Source organism: Desulfosalsimonas sp., from assembly GCF_055149105.1.
This window is the reverse complement of the sequence record NZ_JBSRLA010000025.1, coordinates 17,447-33,166: the sequence shown is the minus strand read 5'-3', so window position 1 is coordinate 33,166 and position 15,720 is coordinate 17,447. Positions and strand designations below refer to the sequence as shown.

Here is a 15,720-nt window from a genome sequence, read left to right as displayed (position 1 = left end):
GCGGGTATTGTATCAAGCAGATGACAGGCAGTTCAACCCTTTTTGCCATAACCCGGGATTCAGTCGTTTCGGCCGGGGGCAAAAAGGGTTTTGATCCAATAAAAAAAGCTGTTTTCCGAAAGGTTCTGCCGGTCGAGCCGGTCAATATCCCGGTTTAGCTGCCCGATATCGGCAAACCAGGCCGCCCTTTTGACAAGCCGGCGCTCCGGATCCAGCTCGCGCACCACCCGGGCGGGGTTGCCCGCGGCAATCACATTGGGCGGCACATCACGCACCACCACCGAGCCTGCCCCGATGATGCTGTTTTCCCCGATGGTCACGCCCTTGCACACGGTTGTGCGGTCGCCGAGCCACACATTGTCGCGGATGTAAACCGGCGCGGTCTCACCGATGGTGTGCAGCCGGTCATAGGTGCCGTGCCAGTCCGCATCCGTAATAAAGCTGCTGCCCGCCATCATGCAGTTATCGGCAATCACGATTTCATGGGCCGAGCTGATGCGCACCCCGGGGCAGACCAGACAAAAATCGCCCATGGCGATTTTTCCCATGCCCGGCTTTTCCGGCCATACGGTCAGGCGGACCTTTTTGTCCGAAGTGGTCAGGATGTTGACATGCTGCCCGATGGTAACGGGAGCGCCGAAAATCTTTATATTCCAGGGATGCACGCACATGGCCCCCGGTCCCAGGGCGTCGAGCTGAGGACGGATAAAACGACGGGTATAGGCATCCTGAAACCGTGTAAAGGCGCGCTTGAGGAAATAGGGTCGATGATCTTTTCGCAAAAAAACCTGCAGGATTTAAAGGGTTAGGCAAAAAGGCCGGACTCCTCCCAGAATCCGTGATGAAACAAACAACTGGCCGGGGTCAGATGATAAAGGGCGTCTGCGGCCATGAGCACCACCGCGTTGGTCCAGGTGATTTTTTCCTCCGGCCAGATCACCATGTCGGGATAGGTAAATCCGCACCAGTAGGAGCCGTCTTCAAAACGGCGCTCATGCATCCAGTTGAAAATGATCCCGGCAATCCGCTCATTTCCGGAAGCCGCCAGGGCAAGCACGCACTCGCAGGTTTCGGCCACCGTCACCCAGGGACGGTTGGAAACACAGAGCACGCCCATGTCTTCCACCACGAATTTTTTCCAATACTGGTCAAAGCGTTTGCGTGCCGCCCCGCCCGTAACCGCACCGGAAAGTACCGGGTAAAACCAGTCCATGGAATAATGAGACTTGGCGATATTAAACAGGTGATAGCCGTTTTGCACGGCCTTTTTCAGCCGAAAGGCTGCAGAAAGCCATTTGCTGCAGCCTTTTCCCAGAAGCCGGCCCATGGCAATGGCGCACTTCAGACTCATGTAAATGGAGCTCGAACCGGTGAGAAGGGCCATGGGATCGACTTTCAGATCCGGGCTCATGGCCCAGTAGATCTCTCCGGTGGGTGCCTGAAGGCTTAAGGCAAATTCCATTGCCCGGCGCACCGGTTCCCACATTTCGGCCACAAAGGCCTCATCGCCGGTCGCCAGGTAATAGTGATACACGCCCACGGCGATATAGGCGGTGACGTTTGTATCCCGGGTCTGGTCCAGGGGCCGGCCGTCCTGGTAAGCCGCATACCAGCTTCCGTCTTCCAGCTGCCGGGCTGCCAGCCATTGATATGCCCTTTTTGCGCGCTCCGGATACCCGCCGATGGCCAGTCCCATGGCCGATTCCACGTGATCCCAGGGATCGGTTTTGCCGCCGTCATGCCAGGGAATCTCCCCATCTGACTTCTGGGACCGGGCAATGCGTTCCGATACCTGATCCAGTTCCACCCCGGCCGGCTGCTTCTTGCGTAACACCTCCAGATCCATTCTCGCGTGGCCTTTCCCGTCATCTAAATCATCTGCGTGAGCGGCATACAGCCGCACCCTTCCCGCCAGACCCATCCGGCCCGGATATCGGCTGACAGCGGACTGTTGGATTATTTTTTCCAAACTTGAGCGATTTTTTTAAAATAATCAATATGCCAAAATTCAATTACGAAAGCAATTTTTTTTACCCTTTTACCCGATATGCGGCATCAGCGCCCAAACAATCGCCCACAAATCCGAATCCGGCAACTTGTCCAGACACACGATGCCGCCGTTCTGGAACTTGAAAACCGTGTAATCCGTTTTCCCCGTGGTCAGGTAAGATGCCATGCGCTCCATAAACGGCAAATGACCCACAAGCATGAGATTTTCATCCGATCGGATCTTTTCGGCAAAGGCCTCGGGGTCATCCAGGGCCTTTAAGCCTCCGGCTTCGGCCACACCTGCGACATTTAGCTTTTTGGCAAAAATATCAGCCGTCTGCCGGGCGCGTTTTTTCTCGCTGTGCAGAATCCGGTCGATTTTTACCCCGTAGACAGCCGCAGTATCGGCAATTCTTTCCACCTCGTCTATGCCTTGTTCGGAAAGTCCCTGTTTTTCGTCAATTTCCTTTGGAAGGTTTTTGCCGTGCTGAACCAGATAAAGTGCCATTTTCATTGCCTCCTTTCTGCGCCGTTAAACATCAGTTCCCCAGCGGGCAGGCACATTGGGTGTCTGCGGGCCGGGGGCCGGCTTTTCTGTTTCCTACAATAATGCAGAGATGACAGGGATTCAAATCCAAACCAGAAGAAGAGATCGGTTTTTTTGCATAACCTCTTGCCATGGGCGGCCTGATTTCGATAAGAACAGTTAGCCTGAATTTTTCATTTTACTCCATTGATTCAATCAGGTAAGCATGCGGCAGTAAAAAATAAAAAGGCCTGAAACTGCAAACAAAGGAAAGCGCATTTATGGGCGGACTTTTCGGATGTGTCATGAAAACCGACTGCACAATGGACCTGTTCTACGGAACCGATTATCATTCTCATCTCGGCACCAAGCGGGGCGGTCTGGCCGTCAAAAACAGCCAGGGCATGGCCAAGGCCATCAAAAACATCGAAAACAGCTATTTTCGCACCAAGTTCGAATCCGAACTTCCCAATCTTCATGGCAACAAGGGCATCGGGGTAATCAGCGACCACGACTCCCAGCCGCTGATCATTGGATCGCACCTGGGCAATTTCGGCATTGCCACGGTGGGCCGTATCAATAACCTGGCCGAACTGACCCGGTCGGCTTTCAGCCGGGGCATTCATTTCTCCGAGGTGGGCGAAGGCGCGGTCAATCCCACGGAATGCGTCGGGATGCTCATCAACCAGGAAAACAGTTTTGTAAACGGCATTGTCAGCGCCCAGGCCGCCATCCGGGGATCGTGCACCTTGCTTCTGCTCACGGAAAAAGGTATCTACGCCGCCAGGGACCGGCTCGGCCGCACCCCGCTGGTGATCGGCAAAAAGGAGGGTGCGCATGCGGTCTCATTTGAAACCACGGCGTTTTTCAACCTCGGATACGAAGCCGTCCATTACCTTGGGCCCGGGGAAGTCGTTTACATCACGGCAGACGGCTATGAAACCGTTCACCCGGCAGGCCCGGACATGCAGGTCTGTGCTTTTCTCTGGGTCTATTACGGATACCCGGCATCGAGCTACGAAGACATATCCGTGGAACAGGTGCGCTACCGCTGCGGACAGGCCCTGGCCCGGGCCGATGACACAAAAGTGGATCTGGTTTCGGGCATTCCGGATTCGGGCATCGGCCATGCCATCGGGTATGCAAATGAAAGAAAGGTGCCCTACGGTCGGCCCTTTGTCAAGTACACCCCCACCTGGCCCCGCAGCTTCATGCCCCAGAACCAGAGCGACCGGAACCTGGTGGCCCGGATGAAACTGATTCCGGTGACGTCTTTGATCCGGGACAAGCGCCTTCTTTTCTGCGATGACTCCATTGTCCGGGGCACCCAGCTCAAGGACAATGTCCGCACCCTGTTTGACGCCGGCGCCCGTGAAGTGCACATGCGCATTGCCTGCCCCACCCTGGTCTATCCGTGTGTGTTTCTAAATTTTTCAACATCGCGCTCCACCCTGGATCTTGCCGGACGCAAGGCCATCTTCGACATGGAGGGACAGGAACAGGACGCTACCATCCGCAGGTATGCGGACCCGGATACCCGGCAGACCACAGACATGGTGGAAAATATCCGGGAAAAACTCGGCCTGACAACCCTGAAATACCAGCGGATAGAAGACATGATTGCAGCCATCGGCCTGCCCAGGGAAAAACTGTGCACCCATTGCTGGGACGGCAGCAGCTATGATTAAGATAAGCCTGTAAAAGGAGAAAAAATGCCCAAGCGCACTGACATCCACAAGGTAATGATCATCGGCTCAGGGCCCATTATCATCGGCCAGGCCTGCGAGTTTGACTATTCCGGCACCCAGGCGTGCAAGGCCCTGCGGTCACTGGGATATGAAATCGTTCTGGTCAATTCCAACCCGGCCACCATCATGACCGATCCGGAAATGGCCGATGTTACCTACATCGAGCCGCTGAACCCCGAAAACCTGACACGCATCATCGACAAGGAGCGCCCGGATGCGCTTTTGCCCAACCTGGGCGGCCAGTCCGCGCTCAACCTCTCCTCGGAGCTGGCCAAGCTGGGCGTGCTCGAACGATTCGGCGTCAAGGTCATCGGGGTCAACATCGAGGCCATCCAACGGGGCGAGGACCGTACGGCCTTTAAGGAAACCATGGACCGGCTCGGCATCGAAATGCCCGAAAGCCGGGCGGTAACCAGCGTGGAGGACGCCGAGGCCGTGGCCGCCGAACTCGGGTATCCCGTGGTGATCCGGCCGGCCTATACAATGGGCGGCACCGGCGGCGGAATGGTCTACAATGTGGAGGAACTGCAAACCATTGCCGCCAGGGGCCTGGCTGCCAGCTACATCAACCAGATCCTGGTGGAGGAATCGGTTCTGGGCTGGGAGGAACTGGAACTGGAAGTTGTACGGGATACCAACAACAACCTGGTCACGGTCTGCTTTATTGAAAACGTTGATCCCATGGGCGTTCACACAGGCGATTCCTTCTGCACCGCGCCCATGCTCACCATATCCCCGAAGCTGCAGCAGAAACTCCAGGATTACAGCTACGCCATTGTCGAGGCCATCGAGGTCATCGGCGGCACCAATATTCAGTTTGCCCACAACCGGGAAACCGGTCGGGTGGTGGTTATCGAGATCAACCCCCGGACTTCTCGCTCCTCGGCTTTGGCCTCAAAGGCCACGGGCTTTCCCATCGCCTTTATATCCGCGCTTCTGGCCGGCGGCATCACCCTGGATGAACTGCCCTACTGGCGCGACGGCACCCTTGAGAAATACACGCCCTCGGGCGATTACGTGGTGGTGAAATTTGCCAGATGGGGCTTTGAAAAGTTTCCCGGTGTGGAAGACAAGCTGGGCACCCAGATGCGGGCTGTGGGCGAAGTCATGAGCATTGGCAAAAACTACAAGGAAGCTTTGCAAAAAGCCATCCGGTCTTTGGAAATCAACCGATACGGCCTGGGATTTGCAAAAAATTACAATGAAAAACCCTTAAAGGAACTGCTCGACGACATTGCCACACCCACCAGCGAGCGCCAGTTTCTCATGTACGAAGCCCTTCGCAAGGGCGCAGGCGTGGATCAGCTCCATGAGCTGACCCGGATCAAACCCTGGTTTATCCAGCAAATGAAGGAGCTGGTGGAGCTTGAGGAAAAGATTCTGGCTGCCCCGGGCCAGCTTCCCCCGGATGATCTGCTGATTGCCGCCAAAAAAGACGGGTTTGCCGACCGGTATCTGGCCCGGATTCTGGGCATTGAAGAAATTGCGATCCGGGAGAAACGAAAAGCCCTGGGCATTGAAGAGGCCTGGGATGCCGTGCCTGTATCCGGGGTGGCGGATGCGGCCTATTATTATTCCACCTATAACGCCGAAAACAAGGTCTCTGCCAGCAGCCGTAAAAAAATCATGGTGCTCGGCGGCGGGCCAAACCGCATCGGCCAGGGCATCGAATTTGACTACTGCTGCGTGCATGCCGCCTTTGCCATCCGGGAGGCGGGTTATGAGTCCATCATGGTCAACTGCAACCCCGAGACCGTGTCCACCGACTTTGACACCTCGGACAAGCTGTATTTCGAACCCCTGACAGTGGAGGACGTGCTTTCCATCTATGAAAAGGAGCAGCCCGAGGGCGTGATCGTCCAGTTCGGCGGCCAAACCCCCCTCAACATCGCCTCTGAGCTTGAAGCCGCAGGTGTTAAAATCCTGGGCACCTCACCGGAAACCATCGATCTGGCCGAAGACCGGGACCGGTTTCACCAGATTGTGGCCAGGCTCGGCATTCCCCAGCCGGAATCGGGTATGGCCCGCTCCTTTGACGAAGCCCTTAAGATTGCCAGAAACATCGGCTACCCGCTGATGGTGCGGCCGTCCTATGTTCTGGGCGGAAGGGCCATGGAAATCGTCATGGACGAAACCATGCTCCAGCGCTACCTGGCAGCAGCCGTGGAGGTTTCCGAGAAACGGCCGGTGCTCATTGACAAATTCCTGGAATCAGCCATTGAGGCCGAGGCCGACGCCATTGCCGACGGCACGGATGCGTTTGTGCCCGCGGTCATGGAACACATCGAGCTGGCCGGCATCCATTCCGGTGATTCGGCCTGCGTGATTCCGCCCGTTAGCATCCCGCCCAGGCACGTGGAAACCATCATTGATTACACCCGCAAAATTGCAATGGAATTCGGGGTCAAGGGGCTGATGAACATCCAGTACGCCATTGCCGATGACATGGTCTACATCCTGGAGGCCAACCCGCGGGCGTCAAGAACCGTTCCCATTGTCTCCAAGGTATGCGGATTTGCCATGGCCCGGATTGCCACAAAAATCATGCTCGGCGCCACCCTGGCGGACATGGACCTGCAGCGGCCGGTGATCACCCATTACGGGGTCAAGGAAGCGGTGTTTCCCTTTAACATGTTTCCGGAAGTCGACCCGCTTCTGGGCCCGGAAATGCGGTCCACCGGCGAGGTCCTCGGCCTGGCCGACTCCTTTGGCATGGCCTTTTTCAAGGCCCAGGAGGCCACCCAGTCGCCGCTGCCCGTGGAAGGAAGCGTGTTGATCACGGTAGCCGACAGCGACAAGTCCAGCGTGCTGGAGCCTGCCCGGCTTTTTGCCGATCTGGGGTTTCAAATCTATGCCACCCGGGGCACCCGGGAATTTCTGGAAAAGCACGGCCTTGCCGCAGAAACGCTGAGAAAGCTTGGACACGGCCGGCCCGATATCGTGGATGCCATCAAAAACCGCCAGGTCCAGCTCATCATCAACACTCCGGTGGGAAAAGCCAGCCAGGAGGACGACTCTTATATCCGGAAAACCGCCATCCGTTTCAAAGTGTCCTACATCACCACCACGGCCGCGGCAACAGCTGCAGCCAAGGGCATTGCCGCCCGCAGGGCAGGAGAGCCCGAGGCCAAATCTTTGCAGCGCTATCACCGGGAGATCCGGTAGGACAAAGAAATATACGGATCAGGAGGATGGCGGCGAATCTGCCGCCTCCTCCCACTCCGAGATGTATTTTTTCACCGTACGCCGGTCCAGGGCGGTTCTGCGGGCCACTTCCTCAAAATTCTGATGCCGCTGGTAAAGCAGGTAGCAGTACCCGGAAACCAGGGATCCGGCCTCAATGCTGCCCTGCTCGATGCCGGCGATCAAACGGCTGCCCAAACCCCCGCCGGCCGGGGAAAACGCGGTGTGGCCGGAATAGGAGCCCTTTAACAGCACCCGGCGCACGCACTGCTCCACTTCCCGGACATTGCCGGGCCATGGATAATCGGCTCCGAGCTGGTCATCAATGGCCGCGCGCACCATCCCGGTCAGCTCGGGAGAGGGTTTGCCCACCAGTCGCTCCACGGTGAGGCTCAGCAAAATGTCGAGCTCCCTGGGATCTTCCTGGATTCTCTGACGCAGGGGCGGCACGGTAATCATGTCCGAGCAGAGCCGGTAGTAAAAATCGTCCCTGAAAACCTTTTTGCCCCGGATTTCCTCTATGGACCGGTTGGTGGCCGCAATGACCCGGCCCTCGAACCGGCCGTGCTTCTGGGAACCCACGGGCGTAAAAACGCGCTCCTGGAGCACCTGCAAAAGCTTTATTTGCACGGGTCTGGGCACCTCGCCGATTTCATCGAGCAAAATGGCCCCATGCGGGCTGCAGGAGGCAAACACGCCGTCATAATCGTCAATGGCACCGGTAAAGGCGCCTTTTTTATGCCCGAACAGGGCCGATTCGATAAGGGTTTCGGGAAACTGGGAAAGATTTAATGACACAAAGGAGCGGGTAAAGCTTTCCACAAAGCTTCGCCACCGCTTGTTTAAAGGGATAAAACCGGAGCGGCCGATGGCAGCGGCCGCAGTGCCCTTTCCCGTGCCGGTCTCTCCGAGCAGCAGGGTGGAGAAATCCTCCATCCGGTCGCGCAGATAGCGATCATAGAGCTCAATGTTGTGGGTGAAGATGTTTTTCCAGAGATTGGCCCGCAACTCGCGCATGCTCGGGCTGATGCCCGCCAGGTTCCGGTCGATGAAATAAAAGGCCCGCCTGAGCTGGTAGGCCAGGGAGAAATAATGCCGGAAGGCCTCCTCGCCAAAGCCCCGGGAAGCCATTGCCTGGTGCACGTCATGGTAAAACGGGATTTTTACCGGGGTATCGCCGGCGGTAAACTGGCTTTTGATCAGTTCGTCATAATGATCCTTGAACCGGTAAAACAGCTCAAACAAAAACACCTTCTGCATCAGATCCCGTTCTTCGCCCTTGTAAGCGTCCAATGTGGCTGCAGACGCCTCCTGCAGACCGGCAATGCGGGTGTTTAATTCATGGGCGATTTTCTCTGTGCGCTCGGACCGGGAGGCCTCCGGGGAAAGCCCGCTTAACGCCAGTTCCAGGTCCGTGTGCTCATCGGAAAATGGATTGACCAAACCGGCCCTGGCAATTTTTTGAAAAAACTCTCTGTCATCTGCATTGAGCATAAAATGTCCGTATCATGTCTAAATCCGGCCGCCGCTCCACCGAAGCTTGGCCTTCAGGATATCAAAATAGTTGTGGCCCGGAAGCTTTATCAGCTTTAGGGGAGAGGGGCTTTTTTCAATGAGAATGGTGTCGGTGGGCGCAATTTCCAGGCCCTGCTGGCCGTCGAATGTGGCAACAATGTCTGCGGCCTTCTCCCCGAGACGGATCTGGATCCTGGACATGGCCGGCACGATCAGCACCCGGTTGGTCAGGGTAAAGGGACAGATGGGTGTCACAAGAATGCCCTCCACGGCCGGGTGCACCACGGGCCCGCCCGCTGCCAGGCAATAGGCGGTTGAACCCGTGGGGGTGGAGACAATGAGCCCGTCGCTGCGATAGGTGGTCAGGTAATGATCATCAATGCAGGTTTCAATGTTGGCCAGCCTTGCCAGAGCCCCCTTGTTGATCACCACGTCGTTTAAAACCGTTTCCTCCACGCATAACCTGCCCTGCCGGAAAATGCGCACCTTGAGCCGGGACCGGGATTCAACCTCAAAATCCCGGTCCAGCACAGTCTGAGCCGCGGTAAAAAGGGAGTCCTCGGCGATTTCGGCAAGAAAGCCGATATCACCGAACTTCACGCCGATCATGGGAATACTGGCCTCCCCGATCCAGCGCGATGCGCTCAAAAACGTGCCGTCTCCGCCCAGCACAAACACGCAGAGCATGGTTTCCGGATCCACCCCGGTCTCCCGATCTGTCTGAAGACCCAACTGCGGCTGAAAGGCATTCTGGCGTATGACCGCCAGGCCTTTTTCCTCCAGCCATTTCTCAAAGGCGTCGGCTGTTTTCTGGGCTGCTGAATCCTGCTTGACGAACAATCCGATCTGTTTCACAGTGTCCCCGATGTTGTGTGATGTCCAAAAAGGGTTTTGCGTACCTTTCCCATACTAGTTTCACGCCGGCCGGGCAAGGAATTTTCCCCGGCCAAAAACCCCGCAGGACAAAGGCAGCGGCTGATTTTTTCCTTGAAGGCCCGGGCTGCAGCCATTAGACTCTGAAATCATGGCCGCTTTTGCGCGGCCATGATACAAAAATGGACAAACAACCAAAACCCCCATTTCATGTCAAAAAGGAGCCGAACCGTGCACCCGCCAGATGCCATTCTCGAACGCACCCGGCAGTTTATGACAAGCCGGATTATTTTGACCGCAGCCCAGCTTGATATTTTCACCCTTTTGGAAAAACAGCCGGATTCCGCAAACAGCCTGTTTCTGCAGCTGGGCGTGGACCCCCGGGCCCTGACCCGGCTTCTTGACGCCCTGGTGGCCGCAGAGATTCTGGACAAAAAAGACGGAATCTATCACAACACCGGACAATCCACGCTGCTCAGCGCCAATCATCCGGAAACCGTCCGTCCCATGGTCCTGCACATGGCCGAGGTGTGGGATTCCTGGTCGCATCTCACCGAAGTGGTTGAAAAAGGCGAAAAACCCGACCTGGTGCCCATGACCGAAAAAGACGACCAGACCCTGGAAGCCTTTATCGGGGCCATGCACGTGGCAGGCCGGCAGATGGCCGCAGATATTGCCGCAGACCTGGATCTCAGTGGTTATAAAAAGCTGCTGGACATCGGCGGGGCCTCGGGCACCTATACCATTGCGTTTTTAAACAAGGCCCCCGGGCTTTCGGCCATCGTGTTTGACCTGCCCAGGGTGCTTCCCATGGCAGAGTCCAGAATGGCGGAAAATCAAATGGCCGACCGGGTGGAGCTGCGGGCGGGCGATTACAACACCGATGAGATGCCGGCCGGCTGCGACCTGGCCCTGCTGTCGGCCATTATTCACCAAAACAGCCCCGAGCAGAACCGCTCGCTCTACACCCGCATCCACCAAGCCCTTGAACCCGGCGGGGCAATCCTGATACGGGATCACATCATGGACGAAAACAGAACCAATCCCCCGGGCGGGGCCATGTTTGCCATCAACATGCTGGTCAACACCCGGGGAGGTGACACCTACACCTTCTCAGAGGTCAAAAGCGACCTGGAGCAGGCCGGATTTACAGATGTTGCCCTGGTGCGCGAGGGCAAGTCCATGGACTGCGTGGTCATGGCTGTCAAGCCGTCGTAACCGCTTCCTATTCCAGTTTCTCCCACCGGCTTTCAAGTCGTTCCATGACCTGGGGCATGGTGGTGTATTCCATTTCCTCCATGGGCAGCCTGTGGGGCTCAAACGGACCGTGCCGCCGCATGTGGTCGGCCAGCCGGTTGCATTCCTGCCGGGCAACGTCAAAACTCGGATCATCAAACATGTCCCTGGGCCCGATGAGCTGGCCGTTGGCAATCTGAAAACCCAGGGCCGTTACCCGGGGCGGGCCGTCAAACCGGGAGGGATTGGCGTCTTTTACGGCAACAGGCATCAGCGGGCCCGTGTGGGAGCCGCGCATCCAGCCCTCCACAAGCTGGGCACGGGTAAAGGGTTCGAGCAGTTCGCCCACGGCCGGAAAATCGCCCTGGCAGCGGGTAATATAGACCGGATCATCCTTTCCCACGTATTTGCCCGCAGTCAGCGCGAGGCGCTCGGTTGATGTGGCCGCGGCGATCTCCCCGTCTTTGGTGTAAACCGATGATATAAAAAAGGATGTGAACATTTTAATAAAAAAATAATCATGTTTCGGACCGGGTCAACCCACCCGACCCGCCCACCGCAATCCCGGCCCTGAAACCCGGTTCAATCCTCCGAACTTGACTTTAGGTATGGATTCATTTATGGATATGGATCAACTTTGAGGGCTTTCCGGGGGGTTCATACCCGATATCAATCAGGCAACGCACAAGGAGAAGACAACATCATGGCACAATTGATCGCGGATCGCAGAGACGTGGACTTTGTCCTGCACGAGCAGATGCAGGTGACCGAACTGGCCAAAAACGAAAAATTCGCCGAATTCAACAAAAAAACAGTGGACATGGTGGTCACCGAGGCCAGGAACCTGGCTGTCAAGGCCATTTTGCCCACCCAGAAGGAAAGCGATGAGGTGGGCTGCAGTCTTGAAAAAGACGGCACGGTCAAGGTCCCTGAATCCTTTCACCAGGTAAACGCCTTATACAACGAAGGCGAATGGCTGGGCATGATCGATGAGCCGGACTACGGCGGCCAGGGAATGCCCAAAACCTTGTCCCTGGCGGCAGAGGAATACTTTATCGGCGCCAATCCCGCATTCATGCTCTATCACGGCCTGTCCCACGGCGCGGCCAACCTGATCAAGACCTTCGGCACCGAAGCCCAGAAAAATGCCTACCTGCCCAAAATTTACTCCGGCAAATGGTCCGGCACCATGCTTTTGACCGAAGCCGAGGCCGGCTCTGACGTGGGCGCTCTGCAGACAACGGCCACACCCAACGGTGATGGCACATACAGCATTTCCGGCACCAAGATTTTCATCTCCGGCGGCGAGCAGAACATGGTGGAAAACATCGCCCACCCGGTTCTGGCCCGCATCGAGGGCGCGCCCGCCGGCACCCGGGGCATCTCCCTGTTTCTGGTGCCCAAGTACCGGGTCAACGACGACGGCAGCCTGGGCGAGTTCAACGACGTGGTGTGTACCGGCATTGAGGAAAAAATGGGCCTGCACGGAAATGCCACCTGCACTCTGACCCTGGGCGGCAAGGGCAACTGCGTGGGCACCCTGCTGGGCGAGGAAAACAAGGGCATGCGGGCGATGTTTCTGATGATGAACGAAGCGCGCCAGCTCGTGGGCCTGCAGGGTTTTGCCACGGCCACGGCCTCTTACCTCTATGCGGTGAATTACGCCAGACAACGCATCCAGGGAAAACACCTGACTGCGGGCAAGGCGGCTGATGCCCCGTCTGTGCCCATTATCCAGCACCCGGACGTGCGCCGGCAGCTGCTGACCATGAAGGCCTATGTTGAGGGCATGCGCAGCCTGATCTATTACGGCGGCCTCACCCATGACCTGGAGGGCCTGGCCGAAAGTGACGCGGAAAAGGAGAAATACGCCGACCGCACCGCCATTTTAACGCCGATTATCAAGGGATACATCACGGACCGGGCCCTTGAGGTCACCAGCCACGGCATCCAGGTCTACGGCGGATACGGCTACATCCAGGAATATCCCATGGAGCAGCTCATGCGCGACTGCCGGATATTCCAGATCTACGAGGGCACCAACGGCATCCAGGCCATGGACCTGCTGGGCCGCAAGCTGGGCATGAAAAAGGGCCAGCCCTTTATGGATTACCTGGGGGAAATGGAGAAAACCATTGCCGAAGCCGGAAAGATCAGCGTGCTGGGCGATGTGACCCGGCGTGTGAAAAACGCGGTCAACCGCTTAAGCGAGGTGGCGGTTTCCCTGGCAAAAGCATCGGTGTCGGATAATATCTTAAACGCTTATGCTTATGCCCATCCTTTCCTGGATGTCACCGGCGATGTGACCTTTGCCTGGATGCATCTGTGGCGGGCTGTGCTGGCCGCCCGCAAGCTCGAAAAGCTCGCCGGCGCAGCAGATATGGAAAAATTCATGGAAAAGGCCGCCAAAAACAAGGATGCCGCCTTTTACGTGGGCAGCCTGAAAACCGCGGAATTTTTCGCCACCAATATTCTGCCGGCCACCATGGGCAAACTCGATGCCATTGCCGATGTCAACGGCGCGGCTGTGGAAATGCCCGACGCCTCTTTTGGCGGATAGGCTTTACCGAAACTAAGCGTTTCAAATCTTTAAAAAAAGCCGGCAGGCCCGAATCGGGTCTGCCGGCTTTTTTTGACGGCAGGCCCGGCTTTTTGGGCTTGACAAGGGATTTTGGTTTATATATACAAGATGTGCCACGATTTTAAATGCTTCTATACATGATAGGCGGTCTGAACCCCATGCAAATGTCAACCCCAACCTGTCGGCAGGCCTTTATATGACAATTCCGCAACCGCCCGTGAAACTCAAAGGCGTGGGCGACAGCCTATGGATTACCATGGATGCGTCCCTGCCGGCCGAAACCCTGAAGCAGGAACTTTGCAAACCTTTTGAACGGCTCCGGCACCTGGCCGTCAATGCCCGGGTGGTATTGGACCCGGGCGAAAGCCAGGCAGATGACGCCCTTATTGAGGACCTGAGAGCCTTTCTGCAGCAGCGCTTCCAGGTGGGCCGGGTTTCCGGGCCGCCCAAGGCCAGAATAACACCGGCCGCTGACGGGCAAAAAGCTGCGGAGACCGGAAACAACGCTCAAAATGCCTGGCTGCATCACTCGGATGACACCCTGGTAATCGCCGGCCGGGTCCGCTCCGGACAGAAGGTGGAGGCCCGAAAACACCTGGTCATTCTCGGGGATCTCAACCCGGGCGCAGAAGCCATTGCCGGCGGCGATATCATTATTCTCGGCAGCCTGCTGGGAACCGCGGCTGCGGGCCAGCCCGCCAATGAAAACGCCATTGTTCTGGGCCTGGACCTGCGGCCCACCCAGATTCAGATCGCCGGCTACGTGGCCGCCGGCGCATCCTCATCTTCCGGGAAAAAACCGGAATTTGCATCCCTGAAAGACAACCAGATCGTGATGGCCGACTATTTAAAGGACAATATTTTCAAGCGTCTGGCATGGCCGGAAATCCGATAAAACGGGTTTTGACAGCAGCAACCCGTAACAAACCCCTTGCAATGAGGTGAAACGTGGACGGAAAAGTCATTGTTGTCACGTCCGGAAAAGGCGGCGTTGGCAAAACAACCGTGACCGCTTCCATCGGCGCGGCCCTGGCCATTCAGGGCAAGCGCGTGGCCGTGGTCGATATGGACATCGGCCTGCGCAACCTGGATGTGGTCATGGGCCTGGAAAACCGGATCGTATTCAATGTGGTGGACGTGGTCCAGAAAAAGTGCAAGCTCAAACAAGCGGCCATCAAGGACCGCAAAATTGATAACCTGTTTTTGATCCCCGCGTCCCAGAGCGATGACAAAAGCATCATCAAGCCGGAAAACATGGTCTGGCTGTGCAACAAGCTGCGCAGGGAATACGACTTTGCCCTGCTGGATTGTCCGGCCGGCATTGAACAGGGCTTTAAAAACGCCATCGAGGCCGCAGACGAGGCACTGGTGGTCTGCACCCCGGAGGTATCGTCAGTGCGCGACGCAGACCGGGTCATCGGCCTGCTCTATGCCCACTCCATCACGCCCAAGCTCATTGTCAACCGGATCGTGCCCAAACTCGTGGAAAAAGGCGACATGCTCAGCCACGTGGACGTTGTGGACGTGCTTTCCATTGACCTGGTCGGGCTGGTGGAAATGGATGATGCGGTTGTGGTATCCTCGAATACGGGCAATCCCATTGTGCAGCAGAAGGATTCCAAGGCGGGAAAAGCCTTTAACCGCATTGCCATGAGGCTTGACGGTCATCCGGACCTTCCGGTTGAAGATCCCATGGCCCATGACTCTTTCTGGAAAAAAATCGGTAAAAAACTCGGCCGGAAAAAACAGGAATAATACTCATGTCCTTTAACGCCCTGATCAGAAAGCTGTTAAACAAGCCGGACAACAGCAGAAGCGTGGCCAAAAAGCGCCTCCAGTTTGCCCTGGTCTACGATAAGCTCGAAGTCAAGGACGACATGCTCGAAGACCTGCAAAAAGACCTGGTGGAAGTGATATCGCGCTATTTTGAAATCGACCGGGAGTCGCTGAGCCTCGATATCCAGCGCTGCGAGGGATCGTCTGCGCTGATCTTAAACACCCCCATTGTGGCGGCCAAGCACAGGAAAAACAACCATGAGGCCCGTGCCGGCGCATGACCGGCGGCTGCA

Annotated in this window: 13 protein-coding genes; 7 read left to right on the top strand and 6 right to left on the bottom strand. The window is 56.8% G+C overall.

Annotated elements, in window-relative coordinates; genetic code table 11:
* Positions 1-59: 59 nt before the first annotated feature.
* From ACTCIA_RS07920 to sixA, 3 genes are all read right to left on the bottom strand, one after another.
* Complete coding sequence (locus ACTCIA_RS07920) at positions 60-782, bottom strand: acyltransferase (RefSeq protein WP_463001269.1); 723 nt, start codon at positions 780-782, stop codon at positions 60-62.
* Positions 783-805: 23 nt separating this feature from the next.
* The gene (locus tag ACTCIA_RS07915; protein ID WP_463001268.1) at positions 806-1,846 is read right to left on the bottom strand and encodes a phenyltransferase domain-containing protein; all 1,041 of its coding nucleotides are present in this window, start codon (positions 1,844-1,846) and stop codon (positions 806-808) included.
* Between the two features lie 192 nt (positions 1,847-2,038).
* Positions 2,039-2,497, bottom strand: coding sequence for a phosphohistidine phosphatase SixA (sixA, locus tag ACTCIA_RS07910; protein WP_463001267.1), 459 nt, complete (start codon positions 2,495-2,497; stop codon positions 2,039-2,041).
* Between the two features lie 299 nt (positions 2,498-2,796).
* On the opposite strand from sixA, the gene ACTCIA_RS07905 reads away from it, so the two are divergent.
* Both ACTCIA_RS07905 and carB read left to right on the top strand, forming a co-directional pair.
* On the top strand, positions 2,797-4,203 hold the full coding sequence (locus tag ACTCIA_RS07905; RefSeq protein WP_463001266.1) for an amidophosphoribosyltransferase: 1,407 nt from the start codon (positions 2,797-2,799) through the stop codon (positions 4,201-4,203).
* A gap of 24 nt (positions 4,204-4,227) precedes the next feature.
* The gene (gene carB / locus ACTCIA_RS07900) at positions 4,228-7,428 is read left to right on the top strand and encodes a carbamoyl-phosphate synthase large subunit (RefSeq protein WP_463001265.1); all 3,201 of its coding nucleotides are present in this window, start codon (positions 4,228-4,230) and stop codon (positions 7,426-7,428) included.
* An 18-nt stretch (positions 7,429-7,446) separates the two neighbouring features.
* Here carB and ACTCIA_RS07895 read toward each other — a convergent pair whose 3' ends face one another.
* Positions 7,447-8,940, bottom strand: coding sequence for a sigma-54-dependent transcriptional regulator (locus ACTCIA_RS07895; protein ID WP_463001264.1), 1,494 nt, complete (start codon positions 8,938-8,940; stop codon positions 7,447-7,449).
* 18 nt (positions 8,941-8,958) lie between these two features.
* Entirely contained in the window at positions 8,959-9,816 is an 858-nt protein-coding gene (locus tag ACTCIA_RS07890; protein WP_463001263.1) for an NAD(+)/NADH kinase, read from the bottom strand.
* A gap of 249 nt (positions 9,817-10,065) precedes the next feature.
* On the opposite strand from ACTCIA_RS07890, the gene ACTCIA_RS07885 reads away from it, so the two are divergent.
* Positions 10,066-11,052: a methyltransferase gene (locus ACTCIA_RS07885; RefSeq protein WP_463001262.1), complete on the top strand. Its 987-nt coding sequence runs from the start codon at positions 10,066-10,068 to the stop codon at positions 11,050-11,052.
* A gap of 7 nt (positions 11,053-11,059) precedes the next feature.
* Here the strand turns inward: ACTCIA_RS07885 and ACTCIA_RS07880 are convergent, their stop codons facing one another.
* Positions 11,060-11,572, bottom strand: coding sequence for a fructose 1,6-bisphosphatase (locus ACTCIA_RS07880; protein ID WP_463001261.1), 513 nt, complete (start codon positions 11,570-11,572; stop codon positions 11,060-11,062).
* 201 nt (positions 11,573-11,773) lie between these two features.
* On the opposite strand from ACTCIA_RS07880, the gene ACTCIA_RS07875 reads away from it, so the two are divergent.
* From ACTCIA_RS07875 to minE, 4 genes are all read left to right on the top strand, one after another.
* Positions 11,774-13,630, top strand: a complete 1,857-nt coding sequence (locus tag ACTCIA_RS07875) for an acyl-CoA dehydrogenase (protein WP_463001260.1) — start codon at positions 11,774-11,776, stop codon at positions 13,628-13,630.
* 217 nt (positions 13,631-13,847) lie between these two features.
* Complete coding sequence (locus ACTCIA_RS07870) at positions 13,848-14,546, top strand: septum site-determining protein MinC (protein ID WP_463001259.1); 699 nt, start codon at positions 13,848-13,850, stop codon at positions 14,544-14,546.
* Positions 14,547-14,599: 53 nt separating this feature from the next.
* Positions 14,600-15,406, top strand: a complete 807-nt coding sequence (gene minD, locus ACTCIA_RS07865) for a septum site-determining protein MinD (protein ID WP_463001258.1) — start codon at positions 14,600-14,602, stop codon at positions 15,404-15,406.
* 5 nt (positions 15,407-15,411) lie between these two features.
* The gene (gene minE / locus ACTCIA_RS07860; RefSeq protein ID WP_463001257.1) at positions 15,412-15,708 is read left to right on the top strand and encodes a cell division topological specificity factor MinE; all 297 of its coding nucleotides are present in this window, start codon (positions 15,412-15,414) and stop codon (positions 15,706-15,708) included.
* Positions 15,709-15,720 lie beyond the last annotated feature (12 nt).

What these genes read in the sequence shown, in the direction of transcription:
- ACTCIA_RS07915 (WP_463001268.1), bottom strand. Translation starts at nt 1,846, where the DNA reads ATGGATCTGGAGGTGTTACGCAAGAAGCAGCCGGCCGGGGTGGAACTG.
- sixA (WP_463001267.1), bottom strand. Translation starts at nt 2,497, where the DNA reads ATGGCACTTTATCTGGTTCAGCACGGCAAAAACCTTCCAAAGGAAATT.
- ACTCIA_RS07905 (WP_463001266.1), top strand. Translation starts at nt 2,797, where the DNA reads ATGGGCGGACTTTTCGGATGTGTCATGAAAACCGACTGCACAATGGAC.
- carB (WP_463001265.1), top strand. Translation starts at nt 4,228, where the DNA reads ATGCCCAAGCGCACTGACATCCACAAGGTAATGATCATCGGCTCAGGG.
- ACTCIA_RS07895 (WP_463001264.1), bottom strand. Translation starts at nt 8,940, where the DNA reads ATGCTCAATGCAGATGACAGAGAGTTTTTTCAAAAAATTGCCAGGGCC.
- ACTCIA_RS07880 (WP_463001261.1), bottom strand. Translation starts at nt 11,572, where the DNA reads ATGTTCACATCCTTTTTTATATCATCGGTTTACACCAAAGACGGGGAG.
- ACTCIA_RS07875 (WP_463001260.1), top strand. Translation starts at nt 11,774, where the DNA reads ATGGCACAATTGATCGCGGATCGCAGAGACGTGGACTTTGTCCTGCAC.
- ACTCIA_RS07870 (WP_463001259.1), top strand. Translation starts at nt 13,848, where the DNA reads ATGACAATTCCGCAACCGCCCGTGAAACTCAAAGGCGTGGGCGACAGC.
- minE (WP_463001257.1), top strand. Translation starts at nt 15,412, where the DNA reads ATGTCCTTTAACGCCCTGATCAGAAAGCTGTTAAACAAGCCGGACAAC.